The sequence below is a fragment of the Aquamicrobium sp. NLF2-7 genome (genome assembly GCF_022359935.1).
GTDB lineage: Bacteria > Pseudomonadota > Alphaproteobacteria > Rhizobiales > Rhizobiaceae > Mesorhizobium > Mesorhizobium lusatiense.
Genome location: NZ_JAKSED010000012.1, coordinates 1 through 13179 on the forward strand (window position 1 = coordinate 1; position 13179 = coordinate 13179).

Genomic DNA, 13179 nt, shown 5'->3' on the forward strand with positions numbered 1-13179 from the left:
CGTCGTCGCCCTCCGCAAGGGCACGACCCTCGAAATGGTCCGGCTCTGCTGCCGCGGATGGCAACCAGGCCTCCCTCATCTCGAAAGCTTCGGCCTCCCTGTCCTCGACAGCGACGGCATCCGCGAGTTCCACCAGCGCAGCCTGATTGAAGGCGCCGACACCCTCTCCGAGGGGCTTTCCGACAAGGCTATGCAAATCCACCTGCAGCGGATCGTCGGCTCCTATGTCGGCTCCGCCTACGGAGCTGGCCAGTTCTACTCGAAGGCCGTAACCGAGGCGAAAGATGCCACGGCTAAGCTCGCCAACGACATCCGCGATGAGGACCTCGACGGTCCGGTCGGTTTCGACAGCAACGCGCAGCGCAAGCGTGAGTTCGCTGCCGACATGGGTCTTCAGTCGCACGCCCTGCGCATGGCGGCCGAGGGTGCCATTGCTGCCTACGAGCACATCGTCGGCGAAGCTGGAAGCACTACGAGCGCCAGGTCGAGAACCCCGGCCAGAACGTCCAGCCGGCATGCTGCCGATCTCCAGATGGCGGCACTTGGCTGATCGCCAACGGGCGGAGCTTCGGCTCCGCCCGATTTCCTACCCAATCAGGCTGGTGTCCTTGTGGACGCCGGCCCTCTTCGCGCATGTCTTCATGATCCAAACCTAACACCAGGAATAGACATTGTGGCCCGCGCCAGTCGCGGCCGTCACGAATGTTGGTCCTGCTCCGGTCCTCGTCCGCGAAACGGCTGCGCCGTCCTTCACTGCGTTTCGGCCCCTCCCTCCTGCGACATCTCTCTTCTTTCCGATTGCTCATCTGCGGGTTCGCGGACCTGCGGTCCTGCCGTGCGGCCTCGTGACGGCGCTGACGAGCCGCGACTGGCGCGGCCTCGAATGGAGGTTTTTGGAAAATGAGCAGGAAAGAAAACAAACCCCCGCGTCGATATCTACGCGAAAATCACCGACCGCTCGTCGCGGATCTGGAGAAGGGCGTTCGTCCTTGGACAGCCTTGGAACGCCGGGGATACTGCGGGTCGCTCACACGGCCGCTGCGCCATAATGGTCTCTGCCCTACCAGGGCATCAATACGCTGCTTCTCTGGTCGGAGAGTGTGGCGCAGGGCTATGTCTCGCCTACCTGGATGACGTTCAAGCAGAGCGTTGAGCTGGGTGGACATGTCCGCAAGGGCGAGACAGGCTCGATGGTGGTTTACGCCAGCCGCTTCACGCGCACCGAAACCGATGCGCGCGGGGGAGGAGGTCGAGCGCGGCATTCCCTTCCTTAAGGCCTACACCGTGTTCTGCGCCGATCAGATCGAGGACCTGCCGGCGCAGTATTATGGCAATCCCGCGCCTGCGCACGATCCGGTGGAGCGGGTCGAGCACGCAGATGCCTTCTTTGCCAATACCGGAGCGGTGATCCGGCACGGTGGCGACAAGGCCTTCTTCAATCCGGCGCTCGATATCGTGCAATGCCGCCGTTCGAGAGCTTTCGCGATGCGCCGAGTTACTATGCAACCTTGGGACATGAGCTAACCCATTGGGTCGGCTCGGAAAAGCGGCTTGATCGCAACCTCTCCCGCTATCACAAGGATCGCTCCTTCAGGGCGCACGAGGAGCTCGTGGCTGATTTGGCGGCTGCTTTTTGGCGGCCGACCTTGGCATCGTTCCCGAATTGGAGCCAAGGCCCGATCATGCGAGCTACCTGGCGAGTTGGCTTGAAATTCTCAAGAACGAGAAGCGGTTCATCTTCGCCGCGCTGCCCATGCCCAGCGCGCCGTCAACTACATGCACGAACTCCAGCCGGGCGCGGCACAGGTCGCGGAGGCAGCATGATGTTGCACGCTCCGAACACCATGGGGGAGGGCACCGAGCCTTCCCCGCTTCGCCTGCGCGCGCTTTTCGCTCGGCGCCGGCGTGCAATCGACCACCCTCGCCCTGATGGCGGCCCATGGCGAGATCGGGCCAATGCCCGATTGCGCTATTTTTGCAGACACCGGCTGGGAACCGCGGGCCGTCTACGATCATCTCGCATGGCTGATGTCTCCCAATGTTCTCCCGTGTTCCCGGTCCATATCGTCTCGGCCGGGAATATTCGTGAGCAGCTGATCGCGGCCGGGCAAGGCAACCGCTGGCCTCGATACCCGCCTTCGCCAAGACCGTGACGCCGGCGGGTGCGGATGTTCCTGTCTTCGACGAGAACGACGAAGGCGAGCTGATCGAAGTCGCCACCCGCCGGACGACGAGTGAGACGGTCTCGATTGGCATGATCCGGCGTCAATGCACGACTGACTATAAAATTGTCCCGATCCGTCGGAAAGTGCGTGAGCTCGCGGACTTGACGCGCAAACGCTCTCCTTCCTTTCCAGTGGTGGAATGCTGGATAGGCATCTCGACGGACGAGATTGTTCGCGCGAAGCCGAGCTTCGAAGCGTGGCAGATCAAGCGTTTTCCGCTGATCGAAAAACGCATGAGCCGACGAGACTGCCTCGCCTGGTTGCGCCGCTACGATTATCCCGATGCGCCAAAGAGCTCATGTATCGGCTGCCCGTTTCACAGCAACGCCATGTGGCGATCGATGCGCGAACGCGACGCGGCGGCCTGGGAGGATGCCGTCGAGGTCGATCGGTCCCTTCGACCGGACTGCGGAGTATCCGTGGCGAGGTTTACCTGCATCGATCATGCGTTCCGCTCGAGGACGTCGATCTCTCGACGGCCACCGACCCGCGCCACTCGATCTCTGGCCGAACGAGTGCGAGGGCATGTGCGGTGTATGACCCCGGATCCACGCCTATAACATTCGAGCCTATCGCGCGCTACGAGCTCAACGCTCATCTCATTTTGTGGGGACACAGGATGGGCGAAATCCGCCACCCGACGTAAGGCTGGTCCCACGGCTTGCGCCATGAAGGCCAGCTGCTCGCCGTTGTCTCGGCCGACACACTCATGCGTGAGCGCGTTGGCGGCCTTACGCGGCACGATGCGATCGAGCTCGCCCGCCTCTGCGCCGCCAAGCCCGACCTATGCGGTGTCGGGCTCCGTCTTTTGGCGATCCTTCGTCTTTCCGGCGATCACTGCTGCCCGTGGTTGCCAGTGGGCCGTCAGTTATCAGGATTCGGTCCTGCACAGCGGTAATCTCAACCGCTTCGACGGCTGGGTCACGATCGGTCAATCGAGAAGTGGGACCGATTCACGATCCGGGCGGCGGGGACGAAGCAAGGTGATATGGGGCCGGTCCGATGATCCTGAAATGCGACGCACCAGGTCCATCGACCGCTCGCCGCCCTAGGAGCGCGGAGAAGCGTTGTTCTCGCGCTAGACGCCCGAGACGAGAGCCAGCTCCCTTCCAGTCAGGGACCTTGCGAATGTAGACTAGGGCATCTACATTCTCTGGAAGAATTATCTACATGGAGGCTCCATGCCGATCAATGTCAACAATCCGGAGGCGGACGCACTCACGCGCAGGTTCGCCCATATGGCCGTGTGTGAGCATCACCGACGCGATCGTCATCGCCATGAGGAGGCGATCGAGCGCCGCCGTGTTTGCCGAAAGCCCGCTTCAGACCGCGGCGCGTCTTCGTGAGAAGCATGGGGTGGCGCTGCGCAAGGCGGCGAAGAAGCCGCTTCCGCGCGAGGCCTTCGACGAGATGTGGGAATCGAAATAATGTTCGTCGACGCGTGCGCGATCATTGCCGTGATGTCCGACGAGCCGGAAGCAAAGCGCGTCTCCGATGCGCTCGCGTCGGGAAGGGTGCATTTACCTCTCCGGTCGCCGTACTGGAGGCGGTCCTTGGTCTTGCGCGCCCCGACAAGTTCGCTCTCGCCGTATCCGAGGTTGAGCCGATCGTGGTCGAGTTTCTTGACGAGCGCGGCATCGAAATTAGGGATCTGCCGCCCGCGTCCGAAACCACAAAGCTGGCGCTCTCCGCCGCACAACGGTATCGCTCCGGGCGCCATGGTCTCAACCTCGGCGATTGCCTGCATTACGCATGCGCGAAATATTTCGCGGTGCCAATTCTTGCCACGGCCGACGAGTTCCGGCAGACCGATCTCACCGCGGTCCCCTGAAGCGAGACGTTTTCCGTTTCGATCCGGGTCACCCGTTCCCGTCCGGTCGATCGTCGTGTCAACGATAGGACACCAAGGCCTGCCGCTGGGTGTCCCCCCCTGCACGAACGTCTCTCTCTCGGACGCTGATCCCGTGTGAAACGAGAGCTGGATGCGCGGTTGCCGGCCGCCTTCCTGCTATCGTGCGCCAGAGACGCAGCTTGATTTCAGCGCGTGGTCAGCCTGGCTGGGCGTGTAGCGAAGTCAGCGCCCGGACCTTCCGCAGGATCCCCGGTTCATGGCGGTTGATCACCATCATTGCACGCGAATCGAGCGCGATGATCCTTTCATCGACGTGGCGAGTGTAAGGAATGAAGGTCTCCGGTTCGAGCTCCCGGCTCTTGACGATCGCGATGCTAGGCAAAGCCGATATCCCTTTCGTCATAGCGCCGGACGAGCTTCATCGGAGTAAGGCTAGCTCCACCCCAAACCCCGGTATTGCGCGCCCTCCCCCGGGTCTCCATCCAACCAAGCAGCACGCGGACATGTTGTGATCGTGCTTGACGACCGCCTTGAAGATAAAATGAAATACGACGCCCACGACGAGGCATAGGCGACTGAACCGGCGACGATGAAGAGGATCGTCGTAAAATCATGTTGATCCCCATCGCCTCCATCGTAACGCCCCCGATCATTGCCGGCCTCGTGCAGGCCAGGAACAACGTATCTTCCTCGAGGGCATTCTTCTCGCTCATGAACCTCCTCCTGAGATCATGTTGACGATCTCGGTCGCGCCAAAGATGATTCCGATGCCGAGAACGACAAACGCCGCCTTGCGCAGGTCGAGGTAGCCGAACATCCACGCGATGCCGACGATGATCACAGCAATAATTGCTAGCAGGCGCGCTACGTTGCCGGTCAGCATATTGACGATATTCTGCAGGACGCTTTCGATGCCACCTGCCTGGGCGAAACTCGGCTCGATCAAGGCTAGCGAAAACACCGTTGCCATTGTCACGATTGCCGCGGCCGACCTGATACGCGCCGTTAGGGTCATGTGCTCATCACTCCTTTTGCTCGTTGGAAAAAACGAGGACGGATTGCCGCCCCGCATTGAAGACATCCCACCTCGGCGCAGGGATCTGAGACCCTGGCTGAACCTTCTCTGGCGAGCTGCCGCCAGTTGTTGAAGCTGACGAGCCCCCTGCCCCTTCGCGCGTGGGCAACGCTTGCACCTGTCCCTCGACAATCTCGATGGTCGCGAGTTGACTGGACAGCCGCTTTCGCTCCGCCAATACTCTTTTGTCGTAACCCACCATTTCGCCGGCAGAGGGGTCGCCACTGCCAAAATAACTTCGCAGCATGACGGCTTCAGCCTGTGTCTTTGTTGCGCCATCCTGAAAGCGACTTGGTAGTAGCCGTCAAGCAGCGCTGCGCTGGCCTTGATGTTGAGGCAGAAGTCGAAGGCGTCGCTGACGGACAGACCCAGCCTACCCAGATTTCCAGAATTGATCCCGCCGAGTCCCAAGTCGATATCGTGACCCTCGGCGATCAAGGCAGTCGCTGTCTCTATCGCCTCAGCTCTGGTTTTAGGCTGCTCGACGAGCGGACGGTCTGTGTTGTTGATTCGAATGGCGAAGGGGTGAGCCGCTCTCGACGCTTATGACCGCGGCTATTGTTTCCGTGGCGATTTGCGGAGCGCATTGCTGGGCGAGATCAAGGAAGGCTACCGGCATGGGCTAGAACCAGACTCGTTGCTTGGCCTGGCGCCGTCGATCGTCAGGTCGATGTAGCGGGGTTGTTCGCGGACATGCGGCGCGCCGTCACATAAGCTTTGCAAACGCGCTTGCCGTCCGAAAAATCCCATCGACCGGCCCCAACAGCGCCGGAATGGCGACCGCTGCCATTGTTGCTGCACTGATCGGCACTAACTGTCTGTAGCTCGGTGGAAACGCATCCCATTTGGCCAACGCCGCGATCATCTTGCGCGTGACGAGACGGAAGCCGGCATCGCAATAGTACGGCTCATACCGTGGCTTCGTTGCCGTGAAACCGACCCGCCAGGTAGAAAGACCGTCCTTTCGCTAAGTGCGACCACAGCCGTTCGATCGGGGGGCGGCACTCGGCGTACTGTGTTGCGCCGCCTGGATTAGAAAGACAAAGGAGAACTTGGCAACCCCAGTCATCCGCTCGCGCAATGGGGGACGAAAACGTGTACAATGAAACACCAATCGCAATAGCGGAAGTGCCCGAATGACTGCATTCTTCATGCTCAGACCCTCGTTTGCCTTCCGACCGGCTATTCGCCTGCGAGGCTTTACCACCTTGTCATACTGCACGATAACGAATAGATAAGAAGATGCCAAGCCCTTTGAACCAACGCTGGCACAACACGGTTTTTGCGACCCTGGCTACGCACGAGATCATGTCAAAGCCCTTGCCGGACGAGACCCTAATTCGCGTCTTCGCCAGCTCGGGATGATGAATCTTTTGTACACGCTGCAAAAAGCGGACCGCGCGCTGACTATCACCAATGTCACCGAAGTGACTGGAATGACAAGGAAAGCGGCCCAGAAGCGATTGATCCACTAGTCGTCCGAGGCCTCTTAAAGGAATCCTGGGGAGGACGTCCATAGGTCGTGGCAAGGCGCGGCAGTATGAGATCGCGCCGGAAATCTTCGAAAAACTGCAGGGCGTGTACGGCGCCTGACCGATCCAATCCGGTAGATCGATCGTACGAAAACTTTCATTACATGGTAAAAACGCACAGTATTGCTCACGCTTAATGGCGCAAGCATACTTCGCACGGCGACTCAGTGACCTTTGGCGGCTTACTGATTCGTTTTGCGTAGATAAACCTGTGTGATGGAGAGGCTATACGGCAAAAACGGAACGGCCCCGGAAGTTGGCGCTTCCGAGGCTGGTTCAACGAAGTTCGGATTTCGTGATCGGGCTCTTTGGCGAGAACCCCAACTGTACATGTTGGATAATCGCAAACCCGAAAATTTCTGTCAAGGCGATACGCCACTTCGGCGAACGATCCTGCATGCCGTTTCGGGAGAAGACCGGGATGAGCAGTACAGATGAAGTAAAGCCAAACACCGTCGTGAAGTTGGTGGCTGGTGCGCGTCGGATTACGCTGGAGGGCTGGCCATGTGGCGCAGTGGCAACTGCGTGGCTCACTTCTCGCACATTGGTCAGGAAGGTCGAGTGCCGGCCGACGCGTGTTCTTCAAGGAGGTGGGTATCGTGCTCAGTGCTACGTTGATGGGACGGACATAGCAGCAGCTGGGCTGGAGGAGGGGATGTTTGTCCTGGCAGTGCCGGCGCAGGAGCATCCTCCGCCCGGCTATCGTGAGATTGAGGCCAGGGCAAAGGCTGCAGGCGCCGGCATTTGGTCGAGTGTTTTCAAAGATGCCGTCCGAATGGCGGCGTACACACGGCACATATAATCCTCTTGCACCTCAGCGATGATGATCGATGCCTTGACGCAAGGACCGAGCGAAACACGAGATGTCAGCGAGTTGCTAATACAGCGCATTGCGGCGTCCGAGAAAGCCGTTAGCCGCGGCTAACTGCAATCCTAGACGCCGCCAGGAGGGCATTAAGAACTCGTTAACCCTTATTTTGTTGCAGAACGGAGAGAATCGGGCATAGTCCTCTTACCTGCGGATTTTTTCGCAATCTCGTAAATATTCCGCAACTGCCGCAAGAATGGAAGAACCTTATGGAGACCACTGCTGAAGCGCCAAAATCAACTGACGTGACCGATGAACTCAAGACGCTCATTCAGCGTCATTCTGCAGCGCTGTCCTCCGAACTTCAGGCGCACCACGCAAGCACTTTTCCGCCACACGCAGAAAAAGGAATTCGCAATTTTTCGCCGGCCGAGACCGCAAAGCTTATTGGTATCACAGAGGGGTATCTCCGGCAGGTAGCGAGCGAAATGCCGGACGTTGGTAACGTCTCTGCGGGGGGGCGCCGTACATACTCAGTCGATGCGATCAATGAGATTCGAAAAACACTGGATAGTGGGACGCGGGGAAATAAGCGGTACTTGCCATGGCGCTCCGGCTCTGAGCAACTCCAAGTTATCACCGTGATGAACTTCAAGGGGGGTCCGGAAAGACAACGACGACAGCCCACCTCGCTCAGTACCTTGCTCTTCGTGGCTACCGCGTCCTCGCTATCGACCTCGACCCGCAAGCCAGCCTTTCTGCGCTGTTTGGACATCACCCGAACTCGATGTTGGCCCAAACGAAACGCTTTACGGAGCGATCCGGTACGACGGTGAAAAGCGCCCGATCGCTGAGATCGTGAGAGCAACCTACATTCCAGATCTCCATCTGGTGCCGGGCAACCTCGAGCTGATGGAATTTGAGCACGATACGCCAAAGGCCCTAATGACTCGCGCCCCAGGGGACACTCTGTTCTTTGCACGCATCGGGCAGGCGCTTTCACAAGTCCAAAAGCTTTACGATGTCGTGGTGATCGATTGCCCACCGCAGCTGGGATTTTTGACGATGTCAGCGCTGACTGCTGCGACGTCGGTTCTGATAACCATTCATCCCCAGATGCTGGACGTGATGTCAATGGGACAGTTCCTGGCTATGACAGGCGATCTCCTTGAAGAAATCAGCAGGGCAGGAGCATCGTCGCAATATCTATGGATGAAGTACTTGGTGACTCGCTTTGAACCGAGCGATGGTCCGCAAAACCAGATGGTTGCCTTTTTGCGTTCGATTTTTGGCGACCACGTCCTCAATCATCCGATGCTCAAAAGCACGGCGATTTCGGACGCAGGTCTTACCAACCAAACTATTTTCGAGGTTGAGAGAAGTCAGTTCACACGGTCAACCTACGACAGAGCGTTGGAGTCGGTAGAGAGTGTAAATGCTGAGATTGAGACCCTGATCAAGAAAGCATGGGGTAGAGCGGCATGAGTCGGAAGCAGATCTTTGGTAACCTGTCGCATAAGCCGGCGGATCAAAGTCGCGAGACAGAGACTGCCGCTTCGCCAGAAGAGCAAGGGCAGCGCCGGCCGTCACGGCTGCGTCCCCTTATTGGTTCACCTGATCTGACCGATCCCATCGATTCCACGCCGGTTGGTGCCCTAGGTCAGTCCCTCGGTGAACTCAGCGAGCGTTCGAAGCGAGCGGATGAAATTGAAAGAAGCTCCTCTCGGGGCAGATAATCGTCGAACTCGATACGGCCGATGTAGAACCTTCGTTTATCCCAGACCGAATGGTGTCCGACGATGAAGCCTTTCGTGGCTTTGTGGACTCAATCCGAAGCGAGGGACAACAAGTTCCGATTTTAGTTCGGCCCCATCCCGACGACAGTGCGAAATATCAAGTTGCATTTGGTCATCGCCGACTGCGCGCTGCGGTGGCGCTGGCGCGGCCGGTTAAGGCTGTCGTCAGGTCGATGTCCGACCAGGAACTGGTGATTGCGCAGGGGCAGGAGAACAACGAGCGACAAGACCTCTCCTACATCGAGAAAGTTCGCTTCGCCCAGCGGCTTGAAAAGCAGTTTCCGCGTGATGTGATTATGTCGGCCTTGGCAATCTATAAGAGTGATCTTTCCAATATGCTGGCTGTGGCGGCGAAGATACCCGGGGAGTTGGTCGATGCCATCGGCCCTGCGCATGGTGTCGGTCGCCGAAACTGGATCGCATTGGCAGACACGCTGGCATCAGACAAACAGCAAGTGAAGCACGCGTTGAGCGTCGCCAATCGTCCCGAATTCGAGCTCCTCAAGTCGAAAGAGCGCTTCGAGACCGTCGCTAAAGCTCTCAAGGACGGCACGCTTTCTTCGAAGGATGAGGTGCCTGTCACTCACCAAGGCAACGAAGTTGGTAAAATTTCTCAAACAAGGCAGAAGGTGACGCTCAGCGTCGATCGCAAGGTCTCGCCAGAGTTTGCCGAATTCGTCTTGAACGAGGTCCCCCGGCTCTACGCGGAGCACCGCAAGAGCATCGGATAGGCACGAACTAAAGAAAAGCAGGAGATCGAAACGAAGCAAAAGAAAAAGGCCCCCAAACCGGCGTTCGGAAGCCCTTCTCCAAGTTAGCACCCAGAATCGCACTTCCACGAATCGCAGTCAAGAGTCCGCGACGGAAAACGTCGTTCCGGTGAGCTAATTTCTTTTGCCTAGCGATAGGTGAAGACAATGCAGACGCATATCTCAACGACGCCCTTCGGGCGGCGAACGCTAACGCTCGGCCAGATTGCGAGCCAAGCGACCGCAAAGGCCATGCCTAAGGAGGCAACCGCTAACAAGTGGCAGGTCTTCCAGCACATTCGTGAAGCGCGGGAGCTGCTTGGAGCGACGGATCGCTCACTGGCGATCCTCAACGCGTTGTTGTCGTTCCACCGCGAGACTGAGCTGTCGGCCCAAGGGAACTTATCGTTTGGCCGTCGAACGAACAGCTGATGGCGCGCGCCAATGGAATTTCACCGGCGACGCTTCGGCGCCATCTGGCCGTCTTAGTCGAATGCGGCTTGATCATTCGACGCGACAGTCCGAATGGCAAACGTTTTGCACGCAGAAGCAGGGCAGGGGATGTTGAACAGGCCTATGGCTTCGACCTTTCACCGATCATCGCGCGCGCCGACGAGCTCCGTGAACTCGCAGAGACCGTGCAAGCAGAGAAGAAGGCGTTCCGCATCGCCAGAGAGCGTCTGACGCTGCTGAGGCGCGATATCGTTAAAATGATTGATATGGGGATTGAAGAGGGGCGTGCCAGGCAACTGGGGCAGAGTGCTTCAAACCTACAGGACAATCATCTCGGATCTGCCTCGCAGCGCGCCGAGACAAGCCATCGAGGGCATCTGCGAGCAACTGGCGGAACTTCATGCCGAGATACGTGGGGCATTGGAATCTTCACAAAAACAGAAAATACGAACGCCAATGAGTCTCATTCTGAGCGCCACATACAGAATTCAAATCCCGAATCCATATTTGAATCTGAACCAAGCATTCGAGAAAAGAATGAAGCGGATGGCGGCGCTGCGGAAACCGACAACGTCCGAAGTCTGCCGAAACGAGATTTGCCGTTGAGTATCGTGCTGGATGCATGCCCCAACCTGCTGGGACTTGTTCAGTCGGGCGAAGTTCGTCACTGGCGGGACTTTTCTAGCAGCCGCTGAACTCGGCCGGACGATGCTCGGCATCAGCCCAAGTGCTTGGCGGGATGCCCAAACGGTCATGGGTGAGATTCAGGCGGCAATCGCGGTGGCAGCGATCTATGAACGTACGGATCAGATCACTAGCGCAGGGGTATCTACGCAGCCTGACAGACAAGGCACGGGAAGGGAAATTCTCTACCTGGCCGATGGTGATGGCACTGCTGCGAGCCAAACTGGACGCAAGCAAACGAGCGCCAGTTGCCGAAGCAACAACTTCTGCATCATCTCCACGCCTTGAGGTGTCGGAGTCGCTCCTGAAGAGCTTGCACAAGCGAAATCCGACAACATGACCGATAGCCAAAAATCTTGGTTGGCGCATTGGGCAACTGTGGGCCTAGTAACGTCCCATGAGATAAGTGCTGCCGTGCGGTCAAAACCAAACGGTTTGAAACGCCGCAGGTTCAGCGCGGATACTGTCAACTATTTAATTCTGCGGCCCTTGCGGTCAGCACTGCGGTCATGCCGAGACTACGGGCTGCAGGGCGGGTTTTGCATAGTGCGGTTATTTTGTGAGCGGTACGGAAAGCGAGAGTCTTCGCAGGTCTGTATGGCATAATACTGTGGGTTTTTCACGCGAGCGGATGGGCGAACTAGAGGCCGGAAGCCTTAGTCAGGTTTACGCGGAAGCGGTCGCGTCGTCGCTGATATCTGCGAGTCATCTCCGCGCTAGTATGACCGAGCTGCTTCTGCACGTATCGCTCATCGACTTCTGCCGAAGAGGCGAGACCAGCTCGCAGTGAATGACCAGAGAATTTGAGGGTACGCTCCATTTCGCCAAGATCACCGCGAACGCCCGCAGCCATTGCAGCCCGCCACTAACTAGCCGGGCAACCTCTTTGTCATTCAGCCGCTCAGATCCACAGCCTTGCCCTGCCCCTTCACGCGGCGAAAGAGTGGGCCATGTGCCAGCTTGGCGAACTTGATCCAGGTCTCGATTGCCACGACTGGGCAGGTCGCATCGGCCGAGCCGCGTCCGACCTCGACCTCTCGCCATCCGGTTTTCCCGCGCAGGGTAATAAGCATCCCTTTTTCGAGGATCTCGATCCAACCGCGCCCGTCCTCAGTTTGGTCGGCCTTCAGATCGAGGCCAACGATCTCGGAGCGACGAGACCTCCGGCAAAGCCAATGAGCAACATTGCACGATCTCGCAGGCCGCGAAGAGAGCCGCGATTGAGCGTCTCTACATGGCAATGGCAATGATGTCTTCAGCCATGACAGCTTCCTTCTGGACGGGTGGCTTGGCGTGGCTGTTGCGGATTCCTCCGGCCAATTACTGTGGCGATATGCCGGTCCTTGCGATCGAGCGAAAGGCACACGCTGGGCATAGTTCCAGGAGAGTCGAGGAGAGGCGTCGTTCGATGGTTGAGACGGAGTTCGCTTTGCGCCTCGTTCAGCCGTACCGGAAGCGCAGGCAGTGATGTAATAGTCCGACGGTTCGCGGATGCGGGGGCAGGGGGGCCAGATTGGAGCGCCTGCACCACGCCGAAAATTGCTTCCAGTCGGCCCTCGTAGGGCCTTGCGCGTGTTGGCGGAACTGGCCGCCTGGACATAGCCGCGAGCGCGATCGGCGAGGCTGGCGAGATGAGCCGGTGTCTCGTCGCCGCCGGCGAGAGAGGAGAGGGGGCTTGCGCCTGACACCTCCAGCGCGGAAACATCACGCCCCAGCCGCCGGGCTGAGAGACGGCGCTGAGGTCTCCTCGACGTGATTTTCGGTGTTTTGCTCGACGATTTGGGCCATTTCTCTATAATGACAAAAACGTCCGATAATGCAAGATTATCGGACGTTATTAATCGGCGAACGAGCCGTGCGGTTTCAAACGATTCTGATGGTGTAAGCGCGCACATGAGTTACGCTCCGTCGCATGGATTCTTTCTTGCTCACCACATTACGACTGCCTCCTGGTCAGCCCGACTGCCGGCCTGGACGCGGGCCACGAACTCACGACAGCCGCGAG

Annotated in this window: 5 protein-coding genes and 9 pseudogenes; 10 read left to right on the forward strand and 4 right to left on the reverse strand. The window is 58.5% G+C overall.

The window, feature by feature from the left end; genetic code table 11:
• The 5 genes and pseudogenes from MIC97_RS25000 to MIC97_RS25020 form a co-directional block, all read left to right on the forward strand.
• Window positions 1-550 (forward strand): annotated as a pseudogene (locus MIC97_RS25000) (hypothetical protein); the annotation flags it as partial.
• A gap of 384 nt (window positions 551-934) precedes the next feature.
• Window positions 935-1824, forward strand: a pseudogene (locus tag MIC97_RS25005) (zincin-like metallopeptidase domain-containing protein).
• Window positions 1825-1844: 20 nt separating this feature from the next.
• Window positions 1845-2765 (forward strand): annotated as a pseudogene (locus MIC97_RS25010) (hypothetical protein).
• Between the two features lie 708 nt (window positions 2766-3473).
• On the forward strand, window positions 3474-3653 hold the full coding sequence (locus MIC97_RS25015; RefSeq protein WP_275592599.1) for a hypothetical protein: 180 nt from the start codon (window positions 3474-3476) through the stop codon (window positions 3651-3653).
• Window positions 3577-4056 (forward strand): type II toxin-antitoxin system VapC family toxin, encoded by a 480-nt coding sequence (locus MIC97_RS25020; protein ID WP_239802567.1) that lies wholly within the window; start codon window positions 3577-3579, stop codon window positions 4054-4056. Before MIC97_RS25015 ends, MIC97_RS25020 begins: the two co-directional genes overlap by 77 nt.
• Before the next feature lie 395 nt (window positions 4057-4451).
• Here MIC97_RS25020 and MIC97_RS25025 read toward each other — a convergent pair.
• The 3 genes and pseudogenes from MIC97_RS25025 to MIC97_RS25035 all read right to left on the reverse strand — a co-directional run bounded on the left by MIC97_RS25025 (window position 4452) and on the right by MIC97_RS25035 (window position 5771).
• A pseudogene (locus tag MIC97_RS25025) lies at window positions 4452-4790 on the reverse strand (type IV secretion system protein VirB3).
• A complete protein-coding gene (locus MIC97_RS25030; protein ID WP_094538764.1) occupies window positions 4787-5092 on the reverse strand; it encodes a TrbC/VirB2 family protein in 306 nt (101 codons plus the stop codon). The pseudogene MIC97_RS25025 and the gene MIC97_RS25030 overlap by 4 nt, the downstream one beginning before the upstream one ends.
• 7 nt (window positions 5093-5099) lie before the next feature.
• Window positions 5100-5771 (reverse strand): annotated as a pseudogene (locus MIC97_RS25035) (lytic transglycosylase domain-containing protein).
• Window positions 5772-6394: 623 nt separating this feature from the next.
• On the opposite strand from MIC97_RS25035, the pseudogene MIC97_RS25045 reads away from it, so the two are divergent.
• From MIC97_RS25045 to MIC97_RS25185, 5 genes and pseudogenes are all read left to right on the forward strand, one after another.
• Window positions 6395-6745: pseudogene (locus MIC97_RS25045) on the forward strand (MarR family transcriptional regulator).
• Window positions 6746-7761: 1016 nt separating this feature from the next.
• Window positions 7762-8977, forward strand: a pseudogene (gene repA / locus MIC97_RS25180) (plasmid partitioning protein RepA).
• 289 nt (window positions 8978-9266) lie between these two features.
• Window positions 9267-10019, forward strand: coding sequence for a plasmid partitioning protein RepB (repB, locus tag MIC97_RS25055; protein ID WP_239802568.1), 753 nt, complete (start codon window positions 9267-9269; stop codon window positions 10017-10019).
• A gap of 270 nt (window positions 10020-10289) precedes the next feature.
• Window positions 10290-11185 (forward strand): annotated as a pseudogene (gene repC / locus MIC97_RS25060) (plasmid replication protein RepC).
• Between the two features lie 58 nt (window positions 11186-11243).
• Complete coding sequence (locus MIC97_RS25185; RefSeq protein ID WP_275592598.1) at window positions 11244-11462, forward strand: hypothetical protein; 219 nt, start codon at window positions 11244-11246, stop codon at window positions 11460-11462.
• 352 nt (window positions 11463-11814) lie between these two features.
• Here MIC97_RS25185 and MIC97_RS25065 read toward each other — a convergent pair.
• Window positions 11815-12962, reverse strand: a pseudogene (locus MIC97_RS25065) (tyrosine-type recombinase/integrase).
• Between the last annotated feature and the right edge of the window lie 217 nt (window positions 12963-13179).

Bases quoted from the DNA above. Each gene is read 5' to 3' on its own strand.
- MIC97_RS25020 (WP_239802567.1), top strand. From the start codon at position 3,577: ATGGGGTGGCGCTGCGCAAGGCGGCGAAGAAGCCGCTTCCGCGCGAGG.
- MIC97_RS25030 (WP_094538764.1), bottom strand. From the start codon at position 5,092: ATGACCCTAACGGCGCGTATCAGGTCGGCCGCGGCAATCGTGACAATG.
- MIC97_RS25185 (WP_275592598.1), top strand. From the start codon at position 11,244: ATGGGTGAGATTCAGGCGGCAATCGCGGTGGCAGCGATCTATGAACGT.